Source organism: Streptomyces sp. NPDC057877, assembly GCF_042796855.1.
Lineage (GTDB): Bacteria > Actinomycetota > Actinomycetes > Streptomycetales > Streptomycetaceae > Streptomyces.
Genome location: NZ_JBHVMS010000002.1, coordinates 496,604 through 515,174, shown reverse-complemented (window position 1 = coordinate 515,174; position 18,571 = coordinate 496,604). Strand labels below are relative to the sequence as shown.

The 18,571-nt window shown below is 73.6% G+C and carries 17 protein-coding genes; 12 read left to right on the top strand and 5 right to left on the bottom strand.

Translation table 11 applies throughout. The features are described from left to right. Positions 1–15 precede the first annotated feature (15 nt). From pcaH to pcaD, 4 genes are read left to right on the top strand one after another with little or no spacing between them, the layout of a single operon-like run. Positions 16–789, top strand: coding sequence for a protocatechuate 3,4-dioxygenase subunit beta (gene pcaH / locus ACFVQG_RS06140; protein WP_383377373.1), 774 nt, complete (start codon positions 16–18; stop codon positions 787–789). A 7-nt stretch (positions 790–796) separates the two neighbouring features. Next, positions 797–1,402 carry a protocatechuate 3,4-dioxygenase subunit alpha gene (pcaG, locus tag ACFVQG_RS06135; RefSeq protein WP_383377371.1) on the top strand — a complete coding sequence of 202 codons (606 nt, stop codon included), beginning with the start codon at positions 797–799 and terminating at the stop codon, positions 1,400–1,402. Continuing rightward, positions 1,399–2,739 (top strand): 3-carboxy-cis,cis-muconate cycloisomerase, encoded by a 1,341-nt coding sequence (gene pcaB, locus ACFVQG_RS06130; protein ID WP_383377369.1) that lies wholly within the window; start codon positions 1,399–1,401, stop codon positions 2,737–2,739. The genes pcaG and pcaB overlap by 4 nt, the downstream gene beginning before the upstream one ends. Then, complete coding sequence (gene pcaD, locus ACFVQG_RS06125) at positions 2,736–3,860, top strand: 3-oxoadipate enol-lactonase (RefSeq protein WP_383377367.1); 1,125 nt, start codon at positions 2,736–2,738, stop codon at positions 3,858–3,860. The genes pcaB and pcaD overlap by 4 nt, the downstream gene beginning before the upstream one ends. Positions 3,861–3,867: 7 nt before the next feature. Here pcaD and ACFVQG_RS06120 read toward each other — a convergent pair whose 3' ends face one another. Continuing rightward, a complete protein-coding gene (locus ACFVQG_RS06120) occupies positions 3,868–6,561 on the bottom strand; it encodes an ATP-binding protein (RefSeq protein WP_383377365.1) in 2,694 nt (897 codons plus the stop codon). Between the two features lie 171 nt (positions 6,562–6,732). Between ACFVQG_RS06120 and ACFVQG_RS06115 the strand changes: the two genes are divergently transcribed. Next, positions 6,733–7,791, top strand: a complete 1,059-nt coding sequence (locus tag ACFVQG_RS06115; RefSeq protein WP_383377364.1) for a DUF2510 domain-containing protein — start codon at positions 6,733–6,735, stop codon at positions 7,789–7,791. A 137-nt stretch (positions 7,792–7,928) separates the two neighbouring features. On the opposite strand, the gene ACFVQG_RS06110 is transcribed toward ACFVQG_RS06115, so the two are convergent. Further along, positions 7,929–8,546 carry a TetR/AcrR family transcriptional regulator C-terminal ligand-binding domain-containing protein gene (locus tag ACFVQG_RS06110; RefSeq protein ID WP_383377362.1) on the bottom strand — a complete coding sequence of 206 codons (618 nt, stop codon included), beginning with the start codon at positions 8,544–8,546 and terminating at the stop codon, positions 7,929–7,931. A 201-nt stretch (positions 8,547–8,747) separates the two neighbouring features. Here ACFVQG_RS06110 and ACFVQG_RS06105 point away from each other — a divergent pair, with 201 nt between their 5' ends. Together ACFVQG_RS06105 and ACFVQG_RS06100 are read left to right on the top strand one after the other, a co-directional pair. Next, a complete protein-coding gene (locus tag ACFVQG_RS06105; protein WP_383377360.1) occupies positions 8,748–9,515 on the top strand; it encodes a phosphatase PAP2 family protein in 768 nt (255 codons plus the stop codon). Then, positions 9,512–10,453 (top strand): hypothetical protein, encoded by a 942-nt coding sequence (locus ACFVQG_RS06100; protein WP_383377359.1) that lies wholly within the window; start codon positions 9,512–9,514, stop codon positions 10,451–10,453. The genes ACFVQG_RS06105 and ACFVQG_RS06100 overlap by 4 nt, the downstream gene beginning before the upstream one ends. Positions 10,454–10,465: 12 nt before the next feature. Here the strand turns inward: ACFVQG_RS06100 and ACFVQG_RS06095 are convergent, their stop codons facing one another. Both ACFVQG_RS06095 and ACFVQG_RS06090 read right to left on the bottom strand, forming a co-directional pair. After that, on the bottom strand, positions 10,466–12,517 hold the full coding sequence (locus ACFVQG_RS06095) for a phosphocholine-specific phospholipase C (RefSeq protein ID WP_383377357.1): 2,052 nt from the start codon (positions 12,515–12,517) through the stop codon (positions 10,466–10,468). A 100-nt stretch (positions 12,518–12,617) separates the two neighbouring features. After that, positions 12,618–13,451, bottom strand: a complete 834-nt coding sequence (locus ACFVQG_RS06090) for an IclR family transcriptional regulator C-terminal domain-containing protein (protein ID WP_383377355.1) — start codon at positions 13,449–13,451, stop codon at positions 12,618–12,620. A 201-nt stretch (positions 13,452–13,652) separates the two neighbouring features. Between ACFVQG_RS06090 and ACFVQG_RS06085 the strand changes: the two genes are divergently transcribed. The 4 genes from ACFVQG_RS06085 to ACFVQG_RS06070 are packed head-to-tail and all read left to right on the top strand — an operon-like array spanning position 13,653 to position 16,997. Continuing rightward, positions 13,653–14,609 carry an ABC transporter substrate-binding protein gene (locus ACFVQG_RS06085; RefSeq protein WP_383377353.1) on the top strand — a complete coding sequence of 319 codons (957 nt, stop codon included), beginning with the start codon at positions 13,653–13,655 and terminating at the stop codon, positions 14,607–14,609. Then, on the top strand, positions 14,606–15,379 hold the full coding sequence (locus ACFVQG_RS06080) for an ABC transporter permease (protein WP_383377351.1): 774 nt from the start codon (positions 14,606–14,608) through the stop codon (positions 15,377–15,379). The genes ACFVQG_RS06085 and ACFVQG_RS06080 overlap by 4 nt, the downstream gene beginning before the upstream one ends. Beyond that, positions 15,376–16,155, top strand: a complete 780-nt coding sequence (locus ACFVQG_RS06075) for an ABC transporter permease (RefSeq protein ID WP_383377349.1) — start codon at positions 15,376–15,378, stop codon at positions 16,153–16,155. Before ACFVQG_RS06080 ends, ACFVQG_RS06075 begins: the two co-directional genes overlap by 4 nt. Before the next feature lie 29 nt (positions 16,156–16,184). After that, the gene (locus ACFVQG_RS06070; RefSeq protein ID WP_383377958.1) at positions 16,185–16,997 is read left to right on the top strand and encodes an ABC transporter ATP-binding protein; all 813 of its coding nucleotides are present in this window, start codon (positions 16,185–16,187) and stop codon (positions 16,995–16,997) included. Positions 16,998–17,014: 17 nt separating this feature from the next. On the opposite strand, the gene ACFVQG_RS06065 is transcribed toward ACFVQG_RS06070, so the two are convergent. Then, on the bottom strand, positions 17,015–17,686 hold the full coding sequence (locus tag ACFVQG_RS06065) for a hypothetical protein (protein ID WP_383377347.1): 672 nt from the start codon (positions 17,684–17,686) through the stop codon (positions 17,015–17,017). Positions 17,687–17,910: 224 nt separating this feature from the next. Here ACFVQG_RS06065 and ACFVQG_RS06060 point away from each other — a divergent pair, with 224 nt between their 5' ends. Continuing rightward, positions 17,911–18,567, top strand: coding sequence for a helix-turn-helix domain-containing protein (locus ACFVQG_RS06060; RefSeq protein ID WP_383377345.1), 657 nt, complete (start codon positions 17,911–17,913; stop codon positions 18,565–18,567). Positions 18,568–18,571 lie beyond the last annotated feature (4 nt).

Sequence of the window (18,571 nt, the reverse complement as noted above, 5' to 3'; positions counted from 1 at the left end):
CCCACGGGAACCCCCATGACACTCACCCAGCACGACATCGACGCCGAGATCGCGGCCGAGCACGCGGCGTACGGCAAGCGGGTCGCCGACGGCGGCCCCGTGGAACACCACCCGCGCCGCGACTACGCCCCCTACCGCTCCTCGCTGCTGCGCCACCCCCACCAGCCACCGGTCACCATCGACGTCACCAAGGACCCGGAGCTGGTGGAGCTGTCCTCCCCCGCCTTCGGGGAGCGCGACATCACGGAGATCGACAACGACCTGACCCGCCAGCACCACGGCGAGCCGATCGGGGAGCGCATCACCGTCTCCGGCAGGCTGCTGGACCGCGACGGCAAGCCGATCCGCGGCCAGCTCGTCGAGATCTGGCAGGCGAACTCGGCCGGGCGCTACGCCCACCAACGCGAGCAGCACGACGCCCCGCTGGACCCGAACTTCACCGGCGTCGGCCGCACCCTCACCGACGACAGCGGGTTCTACCGGTTCACCACCATCCAGCCCGGCCCCTACCCCTGGCGCAACCACGTGGGCGCCTGGCGTCCGGCGCACATCCACTTCTCCCTCTTCGGGACGGCGTTCACCCAGCGCCTGGTCACCCAGATGTACTTCCCGAACGACCCCCTCTTCCCCTACGACCCGATCCTCCAGTCCGTGACGGACGACGCCGCCCGGCAGCGGCTGGTGGCCACCTACGACCACGGCCTCTCGGTGCCGGAGTTCTCGCTGGGCTACCACTGGGACATCGTGCTCGACGGCCCGAACGCCACCTGGATCGAAGAAGGACGCTGACCCCGAGATGACGAAGACCGACACGAGCGGCCCGGAGAACGTGCTGCCCACCCCCTCGCACACGGTCGGCCCCTTCTACGGCTACGCGCTGCCGTTCCCCGGTGGCGGCGACATCGCCCCGGTGGGCCACCCGGACACCATCACCCTCCAGGGTCACGTCCTGGACGGCGAGGGCGCACCGCTGCCCGACGCCTTCGTGGAGCTGTGGGGCGCCGACCCGGACGGGCAGGTTCCGCAGGTGGACGGCTCCATCCGGCGCGACCCGGCGACCGGCGGCTACCTCGGCCGCAACGGCGTGGAGTTCACCGGCTGGGGCCGCGTCCAGACCGACGCCAACGGCCACTGGTACGCGCGGACGCTGCGGCCCGGAGCGCGCGGCACCAGTGCGCCGTACGTGAGTGTGTGCGTGTTCGCGCGCGGCCTGCTGGTCCATCTGTTCACCCGGATCTACCTGCCGGGCGACGAGGCCGCGCACGCCGCAGATCCGCTGCTCGCCCGGCTGGACCCGGAGCGACGCGCCACGCTGGTCGCCGCCGATGACGGCAGGGGCACCTACCGTTTCGACATCCGCCTTCAGGGCGAAGGCGAAACGGTCTTCCTGGAGTACCAGTGACAGCTGACGACGACGGCACCGGCCTGCTCGCCCCCGGCTGGGCGGGCTCCGCCACCGCCTCCGCGACCAGCGACACCGCCTTCCTGCGGGCGCTGCTCGACGCGGAGGCCGCCCTCACGCGCGCGCAGGCCGCGCTCGGGCAGGCCCCGGCCGGGGCGGCGACGGCGGTGACCGGGGCGGCCGACGCCGGGCGGTTCGACGTACGCGAACTGGCCGGTCGGGCCCGAGCGGGCGGCAACCCGGTCATTCCGCTGGTCGCCGAGCTGACCAAGGCGGTCGGCGCGGAGTACGGGCCGTATGTGCACCAGGGCGCGACCAGCCAGGACATCATGGACACGGCGACGATGCTGGTCGCCGTGCGCGCCCTGGAACCGGTCCTCGCCGACCTGGCCCGCACCGAACGGGCGCTGGCCCGGCTCGCCGCCGACCACCGGGACACGGCACTGCCCGGCCGGACGCTCACGCAGCACGCCGTACCGACGACGTTCGGGCTGAAGGCGGCCGGATGGCGCTCCCTGGTGCTGGACGCCCGCGACCGGGTGACGGCGGTACGAGGCTCCCTGCCCGCCCAGCTCGGCGGCGCCGCCGGGACGCTGGCCGCCTTCGGGGCGTACGGCGTCCAGGAGCCGCTGTCGCTTCCCGGCGCGTACGCGCGGGAACTCGGGCTCCGGGAACCCGTACTGCCCTGGCACACCCTGCGGACGCCCGTCGCCGATCTCGCCGGGTGTCTGGCGTTCACGGCGGGCGCGCTGGGCAAGCTCGCCGCCGATGTGCTGGTGCTGTCCCGCACCGAGATCGCGGAGATCGCCGAGGACGCCGAGGGCGGCGGCGGGGGTTCGTCGGCGATGCCGCACAAGGCCAACCCGGTACGGGCCACGCTGATCGCCGCCGCGGCCCGGCGGGCGCCGCAGCTCGCGGCGGTCCTGTACGGCGCGCTGGCGGCGGAGGACGAGCGTCCGGCCGGGGCCTGGCACGCCGAGTGGGAGCCGCTGCGGGACCTGCTGCGGCTGGTCGGCGGCGCCGCGCGGGACGCCGCCGAACTGGCCGGGGGGCTAAGGGTGTTCCCGGAGCGGATGCGCGACCACCTCGGCCTCACCCAGGGGCTGATCGTCTCCGAGCGGCTGTCCGCCGAGCTGGCGCCGGTCCTCGGGCGCGCCCGCGCCAGGGAACTGCTCACCGAGCTGGCCCGGCGCACCCACGCCGAGGGCCGCACGCTCGCCGAACTCCTCTCCGAACAGCCGGAGTTGCGAGGTGTCGACCTCGGCGACCTCACCGACCCCGCCCGTTACACCGGCTCCGCCGGAGCCCTCACCGACCGTGCGCTGGAGCGACGTTGACCGGGAAACTCCTCAACCACCGTGCCGAAGGGCCCCCCTCGGCTCCCCCGCTGCTGCTCGGACCGTCGCTCGGGACGTCGTACGCGCTGTGGGACAAGGTGGCGCCCGAGCTGTCGAGCACGCACCGGGTGGTGCGCTGGGACCTGCCGGGGCACGGGGGTTCGGCGGCGGAGCTGGTCGGGCCGGGGGCCACCGTCGGCGATCTGGCCGCGTTGGTGCTGGCGCTCGCGGACGCGCTCGGCGTCGAGCGGTTCGCCTACGCGGGTGTGTCGCTGGGCGGCGCGGTCGGGCTGTACCTCGCCGTCCACCATCCCGAGCGGCTGACGTCCCTCGCCGTGCTCTGTTCCTCCGCCCACTTCGACGGGGAGCGGCCCTGGCGGGAGCGGGCGGCGCTGGTGCGGCGGGAAGGGCTGGGCGCGCTGGCCGACGGGGCGCCCGACCGCTGGTTCACGCCCGGGTTCAGCGTGCCGGAGCTGGTGCGGGACCACCGGGACGCCGATCCACAGGCGTACGCGGCCTGTTGTGACGCGCTCGCCGGGTTCGATCTGCGCGACGCGCTTGCCGGGATCACGGTGCCGACGCTGCTGGTGGCGGGGCGCGAGGACCCGGCGACCCCGCCCGCGCACCTGCGGGAGATCGCGGACGCGGTGCCGGGCGCCGCGCTGGTGGAGATCCCCGGTGCCTCGCATCTGGCGCCCGCCGAGCGCCCCGAGGCCGTGCTGACCGCGTTGCGGGCGCACTTCGGCGGGGGCGCGCTACGGGGCATGGCGGTACGGCGCGAGGTGCTGGGCGACGCGCACGTGGACCGGGCGCAGGAACGGCAGACGCCCTTCACCGCACGCTTCCAGGACTTCATCTCCCGCTACGCCTGGGGCGAGATCTGGACCGACCCGACGCTCAGCCGCCGCGAGCGCAGCATGGTCACGCTGACCGCGCTGGTCGCGCACGGGCACTACGACGAGCTGGCGATGCACGTCCGCGCGGCGCGCCGCAACGGGCTCACGCCCGAGGAGATCGGCGCGGTGCTGCTGCAGACGGCGGTGTACTGCGGGGTTCCGGCGGCGAACTCGGCGTTCTCGGTGGCGCAGCGGGTGCTGGCCGAGGACGACCCCGGCAGCTGACGTGCCGTCACGGCAGGGCGCTGCCGGTCTCCAGGGTGCGGCGGGCCGTCAGCGCCTGCTGGGCCAGTCCGTCGGCGCCGCAGGAGCGGGCCAGGGCCAGACCGCGGTTCAGTTCGGCGGCGGAGCGGGCGGCCATGCCGTACTCGACGCGGGCGACGGCGTGTTCGTACAGGCAGGGTGAGGCCTCCAGATAGGTCACGGCCTGGTGGGCGAGGCGGACCTTGCGCTGGCCGGTCTCCAGGGCGGCGGCGCAGCGCAGGGCCTCGCCGATGGCGGTGTCCGTGCCGAACCGCTCGGCCTGGCGGCGGGCGTCGGTGGCGAGCCGGGCGGCGCGGGCCGGGTCCTCCACGGCGAGGGCGCGGGCGAGGTCGACGGTCCACGGGGCGAGGACGGGGTTGTGCCCGCCACGCGCCGCGGCGGCCTTCTCGGCGGCCTCCAGTTCGTTGACGCCCTCCTTGGTGCGGCCGACGGCGAGCAGCAGCCTGCCGCGCACCGAGCGGGTGTCGGGCAGCACGATGGTGGACGGGTAGGGCGGCGCGAAGCCGTAGCGCTCGGCGATGGACCAGGCCTGGTCGACATGGCCGCGGGCGAGCAGGGTGTCGATCAGACCGCAGGTCGCCGACCAGTACAGCGGCAGTCCGCGGCCGACGCGTTCGGCCAGCCGCAGGGACGCGCGCAGTACCTCCTCGGCGTCCCTCAGGCGGCCCTGCCTGCGGTAGGCGAGGCCGAGGAAGGCGTTGGCCAGGGCGAGGTGGCCGCCGCTCCAGCCCGCGGTGGTGTAGGCGCGCAGGGCCTCCGCGAAGAGGCTCTCGGCGCGGTCGAGCCGGTCGGCGTGGGCGTAGCAGCTGCCGAGCATCATCAGCAGTTCGATGCCCCACTCGGTGTCGGTCCAGCCGAGGCCGGGCGCGAGGCGGCCGTTGACGAGGGCGCGGTCGGCGAGTTCGACGACCTCCTCGGCGTTCTCGCCGTGGGTCATGGCGTCGAAGGCGCGCAGGATGAGCAGGGCGCGTTCGGAGTTGTCGCGGCCGGTGCAGGTGCGGGCGAGCCGGGCGAGGCGTTCGGAGCGGCCCGGGGTGGCCGCCTCGCCCGCGTAGATGCCCTCCCACATGTACTGGACGGCCTGGAGCCGCAGTCGCGCGGGGTCGTCGTGGTGGCGGGCGGCCTCCGCCTCGACGGTGCGGACGGCCTGCTCCAGCTGGTCGTTGTGGAGCAGCGCCTGGGAGAGGCGGAAGACGGCGTCCACGCGCGCGTCGCCGTCGAGGCCGGGCATGGCGAGCGCGGTCTGGAGGTGGCCGATGGTGGTGGCGGGCGCGGTGAGCAGGGTGGCGCAGCCCAGTTCGTAGAGCACGCGCGCGTGCGCCTCGGGGCGCGGTGGCTCCTTCAGGGCGCGTTCCAGGCAGCGGCGGGCGGCGTCGGGGGCGCCGACGGCGAGGTGTTCGCGGGCGGCCTCGCGCAGTTGGTCGACGAGTTCGGCGTCGTCGTCCGGGTGGACCTGGAGCAGATGGCGGGAGGCCGCGGCGGCGCCGAGCCCGGAGTCGGTGACGACCTGGGCGGCGATGCCGTGCATGGCGGTGCGCAGGCCCTCGGGGATGGAGTTGTAGACGGCGGTGGCGATGAGCGGGTGGACGAACTCCAGGTCGCCGTCGCCCGCGCGAGGTTCGGCCGGGTCGGGTGCGGTGAGGATGCGGGCGGTGCGCAGCAGGGCGGCGCAGCGGGCGGCCTCGTCGCGGTCCATGGTGGTGAGCCGGGCGACCAGGTCGACGGAGATGCCGTTGCCGAGGATGGCGGCGGCCCAGGCGAACCGGGTGGCGTCGACGCCGAGTCCCTCCAGGCGGGCGACGAGGCCGCGGCCTCGGGCGGAGCGGTTCAGGGCGCGCAGTTCACCGGCCGAGGACTCGGTGGGGATCAGTTCGCTGTCCTGCACCTTGGCGAGGAGTTCGACGGTCTCGTAGGGGTTGCCGCCGGTGACGGCCCACACCTCGCGGCAGAACGGGGCGTCGGCGTGTTCGCCCAGGGTGGCGCGGGTGATCCCGGCGGAGGCGTCCGGGGTGAGCGCGCTGAGGGTGCTGACGGGGCTGCCGACGGCGGCGGCGACCGCGTCGAGGTGGCGGGCGCTGTCGCCGCTGACCTCGCCGGGCCTGCGGGCCACCACGACCAGGACGGACAGTTCCCGCAGCCGTTCGGCCAGCGCGGCGAGCCAGCGCAGGGTCTCCTGGTCGGCCCAGTGGGCGTCGTCGATGAGCAGTACCAGCGGCCAGTCGCGGTCCGCGAGCCGCCCCACCGCGGCCACCAGGCCGTCGCACACGCCCTGCGGGTCCGCCTGCGGCCCGCCGGGGTCGGCTATCCCGAGGGCGGGGCCCGCGATGTCGTACCAGTCGCCGAGGTACTCGCGGGCCTCCTCCGGCAGCATGGAGACGAGGGCGGGCTGGAGCAGTTGCCGGACGACGTTGAAGGGGACGGATCTGAGGGTCTCGCCGCCGCGGGCCGACCAGACGGTGCAGCCGCGCAGTTCGGCGATCCGGCGGGCCTCGGCCAGCAGCGCGGTCTTGCCGAGTCCGGCCTCGCCGCAGAACATCAGCAGGCTGCCCGACGACGAGCGGTCCGCGCACAGGGCGTCCACCGCCCGTCCGATCGCGGTGACCTCCCGGTCGCGCTCCCACAGGGAAGCCGAGGCGACCGCCGTGGGCCGTGCCTCCGTCATCCCGCTACCTCCCCGAGTCGCCCGAACGACGTACAGGGGCGAGCGTAGTCCTCCTCAAGTCGCGTTGGAGGGTGGTCCGGTGACTGTTCCCGGGACGGGTGACGGTGGTTGCCGCGAGATGGCCGCCCACCCTCTCATCCGTCTTTCACCGACGCCTCATACGGTGGGGTCATGACGCAGGTGACTCCTCCCGGGTGGTATCCCGACCCCGGGCAGACGAATGAGGGGCCGCCCACCGAGCGCTGGTGGGACGGCAAGGCTTGGACGGACCAGGTCCGTCCCGTGGGGTCGGGCGCCGCGTGGAGCGCCCCGGCGCAGTCCCCGGCGGGCGCCGCGCCGCCCGCGCCGGGCGGGTTTCCCGCGCCGCCCGGGTATCCGGCGCATCCCGCCTATCCGGCCTTCGGCGGCCATCCGGGCTATCCCGGTCAGCCGCCCGCCGGTGCGCGGCGCGGGCTGCGCACCGGGATAGCGGTCGCGGTCGCCACGGTGGTGCTGGCGAGCATAGGCGTCGGCGTGTGGGCGCTGAGCAAGGACGACGGCGGCGACGGCGACCGGGCCGGGTCGCAGCAGGGGCAGGAGGGGAACCCGGGCGGTCCCTTCGGCAGTCCGGACGAGGACGGCTCCGACGGCGGCTCGGACGGCGGCGGCGGGGACGGCGACGAGCCGCCCGGCCCCGGTGAGTCGGAGGCCCCGGAGGTCGGGGGCGGAGACACCCTGGCCGACCCGGTGAACGGCATCAGCATGCGGGTGCCGGACGGCTGGACCGGTCAGCAGATGACCGTGGGCGCGCAGATGACCTCGGACACCACCTACAAGTGCCCCGGCGACACCTCCGCGTCCTGCACCAAGGGCGGCGCGTACTCGGCGCCCGCCGTGGCGCTGGGCACCGAGGGCGACACCCCGGAGGAGGTCGCCAAGGCGGATATCGGCGAGAACGCCAAGGAGTCCTACGGCGGCAAGTCCTACGGCGAGATCACCTCCCACGAGGTGCTGGCCTCCGAGGCGGTGACCGTGGCCGGGCAGAAGGGCTACCAGGTCCGCTGGAAGGCGGTCACGGCCAAGGGCTCGGACGGCTACGTCCAGTCGCTGGTGTTCCCCTCGCCGGTGAACCCGGAGCAACTGGTCGTGGTCCGGGTCGGGCTGGACACCGACCAGAAGGAGTCGCTGCTCGACGAGATCACCAAGAGCATCGAGAAGTCGTCCGGCGGCGGCCGGGGCCAGGACGTCTGACGGAACGATTCGGCCGGGTGGGGTGCCCCTCCGCTCCAGGGGAACCCCACCCGGCCGGTGGTGCGCGCCGCCCCCGTCCCCACGGTGCGGCGCGGTCAGGTCACCGTCCAGTCATCCCGTGGACGGCGGCCTGAGCATCAGGTGAGGCCGAGTGCCGGGAGCACGGCGGCCTCCACGAAGCGGAGCAGGTAGTCGGGGTCGGCGTCCGCGCCCTCCAGCAGGGGCCGCACCCGCAGGACGCCGAACATCTGCGCCGGTACGTAGTCCAGCGCGGGATGGTCCGCGGCGATCTCACCGCGCTCGACGCCGCGCCGGAGGATCTCCGCGAGGGCGTGGATCTCGGGGTCCACCAGGGCCTCGCGCAGCGCCCGCGCGAGTTCGCGGTCCTCCATCACGGCGTGCCCGAGGGCCTGGAGCAGGCGGCTGTCCTTGTTCGACCAGTCCCCCGCGACCCGCGCGACCTGGCGCAGGTCCTCGGCGAGGGAGCCGGTGTCGATACCGGCGAAGCGGACCCGTCGACGGGAGCGCAGGGCCGCCGCGACGAACTGGGGCTTGGTCTTCCACTGCCGGTAGAGCGTGGACTTGCTGCACCGGGTGCTGCTGGCGATGCCCTCCATGCTGACGGCGTCGTAGCCGCACGCGCGGATCTGTTCCAGGACGGCGTCGAAGAACTCCTGCTCACGCTCCGGCGTGAGCTTGGAGCGGCGCGAGGCGACGACCGGTTCCGGTCGGTCCGCGGCCTGGGGCGACGTCATCGGCTCTGCTCCTGACTCAGGGGGACGGCACGGCGGGGCGCGTATTTCCAGTGTGTCGTACGTCTATCGATACGCGAGTGTACCGGTACCGGACCGTATCGGTACACTCCCGTATCGGTACGCAAACGTATCGATGTCATATGCATGCGTCCCCGTGTCCGGCGGGGCCGACAGCATCACCGTCAGTGAAGGGGCCGGGGGATGACTGCGAGGACCGCGCGACCACCGCTGCTGAGGGAGTTCCTGCTGGTCGTGGGGCTTTTCCTGGTGTACAAGTTCGGGCGGCTGCTGGCCCCGGACCACACCGCCGAGGCGATCCGCAACGCGCACCGGGTGTGGGACCTGGAGCGCGCGGTGCGGCTGCCCGGCGAGGGCGCGGTGCAGTCGGTGCTGCTGCACGCGGAGTCCCTGGCGCACCTCGCGAACACGTACTACGCCGCCGTCCACTTCCCGGCCACCGCCGCCTTCCTGGTCTGGCTGTATCTGCGCCGCCCCGCGCACTACGTGTGGGCGCGCCGCGTGCTGGCGACGGTCACGGCCGCCGCGCTGGTGGTCCATCTGGCGTTCCCGCTGGCCCCGCCGCGGATGCTGACGGCGACCGGGCTGGTGGACACGGCCCGGGTCTTCGGTCCGTCGGTCTACGGCCCGCCGGAGACCGACCGTCTGGCGAACCAGTTCGCGGCGATGCCGTCGCTGCACTTCGGCTGGGCGGTGATGGTGGCGGTCGGCCTGATCGTCGCGACGAGGTCGCGCTGGCGGTGGCTGTGGCTGCTCCACCCGCTGGTCACCCTGCTGGTGATAGTGGGCACGGCCAACCACTACTGGCTGGACGCGCTGGTCGCGGCGGTCCTGCTCGGCCTCGCCCTGCTCACGATCCACGTCCCGCACCGGACGGGCCTCGCGGTCAGCCGCGGCAGGCGGCACCTGGCCCGGTCCGGGGAGCGCGGACTGGTCGGGGCGAACCGATGAACGCCGCCCTGATCGCCGTGGTCCTCTCCCTGCTCTCCGCCGTCGCCTACGCCACCGCGGCCGTCGCCCAGGAACGGCTGGCCTTCCGGTCCGCGGGCACCGGTGTGCTGCGGCTGTTCGGCAACCGGGCCTGGTGGTGGTCGGTGCTGCTGAACGGGGCCGGGGCGCTGCTGCACGTCGTGGCGCTGAGGTACGGCCCGCTGACCGTCGTCCAGCCGCTCGGCGCGCTCACCCTGGTGGCGGCGGTGCCGCTGGGCGCCCGGGTCGCGGGGCGGCGGGTCAGCGCGGTCGAGTGGCGGGGCACCGGCCTGACCCTGCTGGGTCTGGGCGCCCTGCTGCTCACGGCGTCCGGGCCCGCCCCCGACGACGTGCTGAGCGTGCCGGAGGCGCTGGCCGTCGCCGGGACCACGGCGGCGCTGATCGGCGCGCTCGCCTGGCCGGGTGGCCGCCCCGGGCTGCGCCACGCCACGGCGTCGGGCGTCGCCTCCGGGGTGGCCTCCGCGCTCACCCAGACGGTGACGGTGGCCGCGACCGACCGCTCCGGCCCGCTGCTCAGCGTGCAGGTCGTCGGTGTCGCCCTGCTGGTGGCGGCCTTCGCCACGGCCGGGCTGCTGCTGGCCCAGACCGCCTACCGGGGCGGCCTGGGCGCGCCCCTGGCCGTGGTGACCCTGGCCAACCCGGTCGCCGCCGCGCTGATCGGCCTCACCCTCCTCGGCGAACGCCTCCGCGGCGGCCCTGCGGGCGCCCTCCTCGCCCTCACCGGCGCGGCCCTGGCGTCCTGGGGCGTGGTCCTGCTCTCCCGGGCGGCCCCGGAACCGGACCGCCCGGCATCCGCCACCGTGGTCCGCTCCGGAGGGCCGCCCGTCGCAGGGCAGCCGCTGCCCGACGAGGCCTCGGTGCCCCAGCAGCCCGGACCCGGGCGGCTCACGCCGCTGTGAGCACCGGGCGCGCTACCCCGTGATGATCGCCGGGTCGCTCACCCCCGGCCGCCCGTTCTCCACATGGCCCGCGAAGCGGCGCAGGAAGGCCGGGTCGGCGGTGTCGGTGAGGGTGAGGTCGTACCAGCGGCGGCTGCGGGTGAGGTCGACCGTGTGGCGGACGGTGGTGCCGGGGCGGACCGTCAGGGTGCGGGAGCGGCCGTCGTAGGCGTTGGTGAGGGTCAGACGGGCCGTGCGGGGGCCGTGGTGGGTGAGGGTCAGTTCGAGGTCGTCGCCGCGGTGGCGGGCGGTCGCCTCGGGGCCGGGGGTGGTGTTGTCGCCCTGGAAGACGCGGAGGAAACCGGCCGGGCCGTGCACGGTCAGGTCGTACGCGCCGTCGGAGTAGGCCGAGTTCCAGGTGTCGGAGAGGGACTTGCCCGCCTCGGTGGTGTACGTCCAGGGGCCGTCGGCGCGGTTGCCGGAGGTGACGTGGAAGGCGGCGCCCGCCTTCGGGCCGGAGGCGAAGGTGAGGGTGAAGCGGCCGGTCTCCGGGTGCGCGGAGCCGTCCACGCGCGGGGCGTACCGCAGCGGGCGGGCGGGGCGCAGGCCGGGCTCCTGGACGGGCATCGCCGGGTCGGCGGGCGGCGACGGCCGGTAGTCGGGGTGGCGGTCGCGGTCCGGGGGCTCGTAGGCGTCGGTGTCCGGCAGGGCGGCCGGGCGGGCGTCCGGGCGGGAGAAGTCGAAGGCCGAGGTCAGGTCGCCGCAGATGGCCCGCCGCCAGGGGGAGATCTGCGGCTCGTGCACGCCGAAGCGGGCCTCCATGAACCGCACCAGCGAGGTGTGGTCGAAGGTCTCGGAGCAGACGTAGCCGCCCTTGCTCCACGGCGAGACGACCAGCGTCGGCACGCGCGGGCCGAGCCCGTAGTGGCCGGGCACGTGCGTGCCGCTGCCCGCGAAGAACTCCAGGGAGGCGTCCGCGGTGGACTTGCCCTGCGCCGCCGACCTCGGCGCGAGCGGCGGCACCACGTGGTCGAAGAAGCCGTCGTTCTCGTCGTAGGTGATGAACAGGGCCGTCCGCGCCCACACCGCCGGGTTGGAGGTCAGGGCGTCGAGGACCTGCGCGATGTACCAGGCGCCGTAGTTCGAGGGCCAGTTGGAGTGCTCGGTGAACGCCTCGGGGGCGACGATCCAGGAGATCTGCGGCAGCTTGCCCGCCTTGACGTCGGCCCGCAGGTGGTCGAAGTAGCCGTCGCCGTTCTTGACGTCGGTGCCGGTGCGGGCCTTGTCGTAGAGGGGGTTCCCCGGGGTGGCGTTGCGGTACTGGTTGAAGTACAGCAGCGAGTTGTCGCCGTAGTTGCCGCGGTAGGCGTCGGATATCCAGCCCCAGGAGCCCTTGGCGTCCAGGCCGTCGCCGATGTCCTGGTAGATCTTCCAGGAGACCCCGGCCCGCTCCAGCCGCTCGGGGTACGTCGTCCAGTCGTAGCCCAGTTCGTCGTTGCCGAGGACGGGGCCGCCGCCGGTGCCGTCGTTTCCGGTGTGGCCCGACCACATGTAGTAGCGGTTGGGGTCGGTGCCGCCGATGAACGAGCAGTGGTAGGCGTCGCAGACCGTGAAGGCGTCCGCGAGCGCGAAGTGGAAGGGGATGTCCTCGCGGGTCAGGTACGCCATCGTCACCGGCCCCTTCGCGGGGACCCACCGGTCGTACTTGCCGCCGTGGTAGGCCTGCTGGCCGTCGGGCCAGGAGTGCGGCAGGCCCTGCAGGAACTGCATGCCGAGGTCGTCGGCGGTGGGGTGGAAGGGCAGCAGCTCCCGCGTGCCGTCGGACTGGTGCCAGACCGGCCTGCCGCTGTCCAGCGTCACGGGCCGTGGGTCGCCGAAGCCGCGCACGCCCTTCAGCGTGCCGAAGTAGTGGTCGAAGGAGCGGTTCTCCTGCATCAGGACGACGATGTGCTCGACGTCCTCGATCGTCCCCGAGCGGTGGTCGGCCGGGATCGCGGCGGCCCGCTCGATGCTGGCCGAGAGCGCGCTGAAGGCCGTCGTGGCGCCCGCGAGCTGGAGGAATCTGCGCCGGTTGACTTCGGGCATGGGTGAGCCTCTCGCCTCGAATACGTCGTCATACGTCGTGGTACGCATGCGTGTGATGTGACGTGACGTGCGGAAGGGAGTGTTCCAAGACCGCCGAACGTCACGGAAGGGTCCGGTGGACCGAGGGTGAAGGTCGTCGGTACGGCGGGCGCGCGCCGGGCTCGGTGACCCCCAGGTCCGCCTCGATCCGCGCCACGGCCGCCAGCAGCGGCGGCAGCAGTTCGCGGCGGACCGAGGCCAGCGACGTACGGCCCGCGTGGACCGCGATGTTGACCGCGGCGACCACCGTGCCGTCCCGGTCGCGCACCGGGGCGGCGACCGAGCGCAGGCCCTCCTCCAGCTCCTGGTCGACGAGGGCGTACCCCTGGCGGCGGACCCGGACGAGTTCGGCGCGCAGGGCGTCGGGCGAGGTGAGCGTGCGGGCGGTGAGGGGCCGCAGCTCCGCGCGGGTGAGGTGGTCCTCGCGCTCCGCCTCGGGGAGGTGGGCGAGGATGACCCGGCCGACGGAGGTGGCGTGCGCCGGGAAGCGGGTGCCGACGGTGATGGCGGCGCTCATGATGCGGCGGGTGGGCACCCGGGCGACGTAGACGATGTCGTCGCCGTCCAGGACGCACAGCGAGGACGACTCCCGTACCTCCGCGACCAGTTCGTCCAGGTGCGGCTCGGCGAGCTGCGGCAGGGTCAGGCCCGCGAGATAGGCGTAGCCGAGTTCGAGGACGCGCGGGGTGAGGCGGAACAGCCGTCCGTCGGTGTGGACGTAGCCGAGGTCGGCGAGGGTGAGCAGCAGTCGGCGGGCCGCCGCGCGGGTCAGGTCGCAGGCGCGGGCGACCTCGCTGAGGGTGCGGGCGGGGTGCTCGGCGTCGAAGGAGCGGATGACCGCGAGGCCGCGTTCGAAGGACCTCACGAAGTGCGGTGCGCGGTCTGCGGGGCTCATCTCGCCTCCAGCGGTGCAGCGGTCCGGGCCCGGTGTGACCCGCTCCGGACCGGGTGGATTGTCAACAACATTGCCCGGCAGGGGCATTGACCGCTGTCCGAGCCGGTTCTACGGTCCCGCTGAGCACCAAACGCGTACCACTGTGCGGTCTGCGCACAGCCTGTCGGAACACCGTCGCACGTTGTCTGCACAGGAGGAGCCATGCGTCGTCTGCTCGCCGGTGTCACCACCGGCTTCCTGCTCCTGTCCGCGGCGGCCTGTGGATCGTCCGACGACTCCGGCACCGCGTCCGACGGCACGACGACCGTGAAGGTCGGCATCATCCCGATCGTGGACGTGGCCCCCCTCTACCTGGGCGAGCGGAAGGGCTTCTACGCCGAGCGCGGCCTGAAGCTGTCCCTGTCGACCGCGCAGGGCGGCGCGGCGATCGTGCCCGGGGTGGTCAGCGGGCAGTTCCAGTTCGGGTTCTCGAACGTGACCTCGCTGCTGATCGCCCAGTCCACCCACGTGCCCGTGAAGGCGGTCTCCAACGGCATCGCCTCGACCGGCGAGCAGGGCGCGGACTTCGGCGCCATCACCGTCAAGGGCGACAGCCCGGTGAAGACGGCCAAGGACCTGGAGGGCAGGAAGGTCGCCGTCAACACGCTGAAGAACATCAACGAGACCGCCGTACGCGCCGCCGTGAGCAAGGCGGGCGGCGACCCGGACCGGGTGGACTTCGTCGAACTCGCCTTCGACCAGATGCCCGCCGCCCTCGACAGCGGCCAGATCGACGCCGCGATGGTCGTCGAGCCCGCGCTCGCCACCGTCAAGAGCCAGGGCGCCCGCGAGGTCACTTCCGCCCTCGTCGACGTCGCCGACGACCTCACCGTGGCGCTGTACTTCACCTCCGCCCAGTACGCCGAGAAGAACCCGGACGTGGTGCGGAGGTTCCAGGAGGCCACCGCCGAGTCCCTCGCCTACGCCGACGCCCACCCGGAGGAGGCGCGCGCCGTCGTCACCTCGTACACCAAGATCCCCGCCGAGGTGCTGGCCGAGGTGACCCTGCCGAAGTGGCCCGCCGAGCCCAACCGCGCGGGGATCGAGGAACTGGCCCGGCTCGGCCAGCGGGACGGCCTGTTCAAGACCGCGCCCGACCTGGACGCGCTGCTCCCGTGAGGGGCGCGGGCGCCGCGCTCGGCGCGGCCGGGCTCGCGGGCTTCCTCGCCCTGGGCGAGGCGGTGCCGCGGCTCGGCCTGGTCAAGAGGGAGTACTTCCCGCCGACCAGCGAGATCGCCGACGCGCTCGGCCGGGAGCTGGGCGACGGCGCCTTCTGGACGGCGCTCGGCGACACCCTCACCGGCTGGGCGCTGGGCCTCGCGCTCGCGGTCGGCGCGGGCATCGTGGCGGGGGTGGTCCTGTCGGTGGTGCCGTACCTGCGCGAGGCCACGGCCTCCACCATCGAGTTCCTGCGCCCCATCCCGTCCGTCGCCCTCATCCCCCTCGCCGTCCTCCTCTACGGCACCGAACTGCGCTCGGTGCTGCTGCTGGTGGTGTACGCCGCGTTCTGGCAGGTGCTGATCCAGACCATGTACGGCGTCCAGGACGTCGACCCGGTCGCCGAGGAGACGGCCCGCTCCTACGGCCTCGGCACCTTCGCGCGGGTGCGGCACGTGCTGTGGCCGACCGCGCTGCCGTACATCATGACCGGGGTCCGGCTGGCCGCGGCCGTGGCGCTGATCCTCGCGGTGACCGCCGAACTCGTCATCGGCGCGCCCGGTCTCGGCGCCCGGATCGCGGTCGCCCAGACCTCGCAGGCGGTGCCGGACATGTACGCGCTGATCGTGGTCACCGGAGTGCTCGGGCTGCTGATCAACGTGGGCGCAAGGACGGTGGAGCGGCGGGCACTGGCCTGGCACCAGTCGGTGCGCGGGGAGGTGGCGGTGTGAGCCGGGTCCTGCTGCGGCTGGTGCTGGTGGGCGCGCTGCCCGCCGTGCTGGTCGCCGTCTGGTGGGTGGCCTCGGCGGGCAGTACGCAGGTGTACTGGCCACCGCTGGAGACGATCCTGCGGGCCTTCCCCGAGGTGTGGACCGGGCAGCGGCTGCGCGCCGACGTGCTGCCCAGCGTGCTGCGGCTGATGGGCGGCTACGCGCTGGCCGCGGTCGTGGGGGTGGGGCTCGGCACGGTCATCGGCTCGTACCCGTGGGTGCGGGCGGTGTGCGAGCCGGTCCTGGAGTTCCTGCGGGCGGTGCCGCCGCCGGTGCTGGTGCCGGTGATCATGCTGTTCGCGGGGATCGGCGACACCATGAAGGTGACCGTGATCGCGACCGGGTGCGTCTGGCCGGTGCTGCTCAACACCGTCGAGGGGGTGCGGGCGGTGGACTCGGTCCTGACGGAGACGGCCCGCTCCTACGGCGTCACGGGCGCCGCCCGGCTGCGGCACGTGGTGCTGCGCGCGGCGAGCCCGCAGATCTTCGCGGGGCTGCGCCAGGCCCTGTCCATCGGCATCATCCTGATGGTCATCAGCGAGCTGTTCGCCCCCAGCAACGGGCTGGGCTTCGCCATCGTGCAGTTCCAGCGCGGCTTCGCCCTCCCCGACATGTGGACCGGGATCCTCCTGCTCGGCCTGCTCGGCTTTGTCCTCTCCGTCGTCTTCCAGCTGGTCGAGCGGCGGGTGCTCGGCTGGTACCACGGGCTGCGGGCCTCGGCCAGGCGGTCACCATGACCCCCGTGGCGTTCGAGAAAGGGCGGTCCATGCTCGACGTACGCGGCCTGCGCAAGGTCTACGACGGCGCCGGGCGGCGGGTGGAGGCGCTGCGCGATCTCACCTTCACCGTCGAGGCGGGCGAACTGGTCTGTCTGGTCGGCCCATCGGGGTGCGGCAAGACGACCCTGCTGAAGTGCGTCGGCGGGCTGCTGAGCCCGACCGGCGGTCAGGTGCTGCTGGCGGGCCGCCCGGTCGGCGGGCCGCCGCCCGGGATGGCGATCGTCTTCCAGGAGTACGGGCGCAGCCTCTTCCCGTGGATGCGGGTCGGCGAGAACGTCGAACTGCCGCTGAAGCAGAAGAGGCTGAGCAAGGCGCGGCGACGGGAGCTGGTCGCCGACGCGCTGGAGTCGGTGGGGCTCGCGGAGGCCGCCGGGGCGTACCCCTGGCAGCTGTCGGGCGGGATGCAGCAGCGCGTCGCCATCGCCCGGGCGCTGGCGTACGAGCCCGAGGTGCTGCTGATGGACGAGCCGTTCGCGGCGGTCGACGCGCAGACCCGGGCCGATCTGGAGGACCTGGTACGGGGGCTGTGGCGGGAGCGCGCGATGACGATCCTGTTCGTCACCCATGACATCGACGAGGCCGTGTACCTGGGGGAACGGGTGATCGTGCTGTCCGCCTCCCCCACCGTCGTACAGGAGCAGCTGAAGGTCGATCTGCCGGTGGAGCGGGACCAGTTGCACACGCGCGTGGCGCCGCGCTTCGCGGAGCTGCGGACCCATGTGTACGAGCAGATCCAGGCGGCCAGGCGCGGGGGGCCGTGGGATGCCCCCGGCCCGACCGAGGCGCCGTCGGCGACCTGAACGCCGACGGTGCCCGGTCAGGCCTCGGGGGCGGGCACCACTCTCAGGTGGCTCACCGCGCGCCGGGCGCGGGCCCGCTGGTGCGGAGTATGCGTCGGCCTGCGCGGTTCGCGCAGGATCATCGTCAGCCGTGTGTAGCCCAGTTCCTCCAGGACCCTCGGGGTCTCGCAGACGATCCGGCAGTCGGTGGCGCCCCAGCGCGGGTCGGGGTGCAGCAGCGGACGGACGGCGCCGTCGTGCTCCACGGCCGCCGCGCCCACCGCCCGGATCCAGTGCGGCAGGCCCTGGCGGTAGGCCGCCTCCATGATCGGGTCCTGGACGATGTCCCGCAGGATGGTCTGCAGTTGCACGTCGTGGCCGTGCCGCTCCACGGCGGCGGCGAAGTGCGCCAGCATCGGCAGGCACCAGCTGGACTCGTGCTCGCCGAGGACCGTGCACGCGTCCGGGTGGAAGAGGACGAACCTGAGGAAGTTGTCGCCGGGCATGGCCGTCGGATGCGGTCCGACGCCGCCGAAGAGTGTCCGGAACGCGCTGTTGTCGAGCACCACGTCCCAGCGGTGGTCGACGACGAGGGACGGGAAGGGCACAGCGTCCAGGAAGGCCGCGTAGTCCCGCAGATAGGCCTCGGCCGTCGGATTCTCGGGGCGGGGCCGCGGCGCGGACCGCTGCCCACCTGCCTGATACGCCATCGGGAGGTCACCCCTTATGCCTCTGCGGCCCTTCACGCGGCGCCTTGATCCTGGTGCCCCCGAGCGAGGCGTGTCAACTATCGTGGCATTTCATGCCTGTTGACGGCTGAAATTGGCCACAGTTGTGGCGAGACCTGGATGTAAGTTCGAACGACCGGCTACTCTCCGGGAAGTTCACGGCAACCATCTGTGAGAAGCCTGTGAGAGACGTAGGAGACCTGTCGGTGACGGATGGCTACGAGGTTCCGGGCGCCACGGTGACGGCCGCGCTGCCGGCCGTCGTCTCCCGCGTCACCGCGCTCGCCGACCGGCTCGGCGTACCGCACCCCGAGGTCTTCGACATCACCCGCCTGTCCACCGCCTGCGGTGTGCCGGAGCCCGTGGTCAGGGAGCTGCTGAGCGGCCGCCCGGCGGGCGAGCCCGATGTACAGGCCCGCTTTCTGCAACGCCTGGACCTGCTGCGCCGGACCCGGCTCAAGCCCAACGGCCGCAAGTACACCCAGCAGGAGATCGCCGACGGCGCGGGCATGTCCCGGCAGCAGGCGGGCGCGCTGATCAACGGCGACCGGCGGCCCACCATGGAGCACTGCGACGCCATCCAGCGCTTCTTCCGCGTGCACGCCGGGTTCCTCACGGCCGAGGACCCGGAGGCGCTGGCGGGCGCGCTGCAGCGCACCGAGCAGGAATTGCTGCAGAAGCTCGCCGACCGTGAGCGGCAGGCCGCCGAGGCCGCCGACGACCCGCTGGAGCGGCTCCTGCAGGACCACGGCGTGCGCGGGATCGCCTGGCGGGCGGCCCAGCTGCCCACCGACCAGCACCGCGACAAGGTCGCGGAGTGGCTGGACATGCTCCTGGAGAGCGTCCAGCGGCCCGAGTCGTGAGCCG

Bases quoted from the DNA above. Each gene is read 5' to 3' on its own strand.
- ACFVQG_RS06100 (WP_383377359.1), top strand. From the start codon at position 9,512: ATGAACGCCGCCCTGATCGCCGTGGTCCTCTCCCTGCTCTCCGCCGTC.
- pcaH (WP_383377373.1), top strand. From the start codon at position 16: ATGACACTCACCCAGCACGACATCGACGCCGAGATCGCGGCCGAGCAC.
- ACFVQG_RS06085 (WP_383377353.1), top strand. From the start codon at position 13,653: ATGCGTCGTCTGCTCGCCGGTGTCACCACCGGCTTCCTGCTCCTGTCC.
- ACFVQG_RS06105 (WP_383377360.1), top strand. From the start codon at position 8,748: ATGACTGCGAGGACCGCGCGACCACCGCTGCTGAGGGAGTTCCTGCTG.
- ACFVQG_RS06115 (WP_383377364.1), top strand. From the start codon at position 6,733: ATGACGCAGGTGACTCCTCCCGGGTGGTATCCCGACCCCGGGCAGACG.
- ACFVQG_RS06095 (WP_383377357.1), bottom strand. From the start codon at position 12,517: ATGCCCGAAGTCAACCGGCGCAGATTCCTCCAGCTCGCGGGCGCCACG.
- ACFVQG_RS06110 (WP_383377362.1), bottom strand. From the start codon at position 8,546: ATGACGTCGCCCCAGGCCGCGGACCGACCGGAACCGGTCGTCGCCTCG.
- ACFVQG_RS06090 (WP_383377355.1), bottom strand. From the start codon at position 13,451: ATGAGCCCCGCAGACCGCGCACCGCACTTCGTGAGGTCCTTCGAACGC.
- ACFVQG_RS06065 (WP_383377347.1), bottom strand. From the start codon at position 17,686: ATGGCGTATCAGGCAGGTGGGCAGCGGTCCGCGCCGCGGCCCCGCCCC.
- ACFVQG_RS06120 (WP_383377365.1), bottom strand. From the start codon at position 6,561: ATGACGGAGGCACGGCCCACGGCGGTCGCCTCGGCTTCCCTGTGGGAG.
- ACFVQG_RS06070 (WP_383377958.1), top strand. From the start codon at position 16,185: ATGCTCGACGTACGCGGCCTGCGCAAGGTCTACGACGGCGCCGGGCGG.
- pcaG (WP_383377371.1), top strand. From the start codon at position 797: ATGACGAAGACCGACACGAGCGGCCCGGAGAACGTGCTGCCCACCCCC.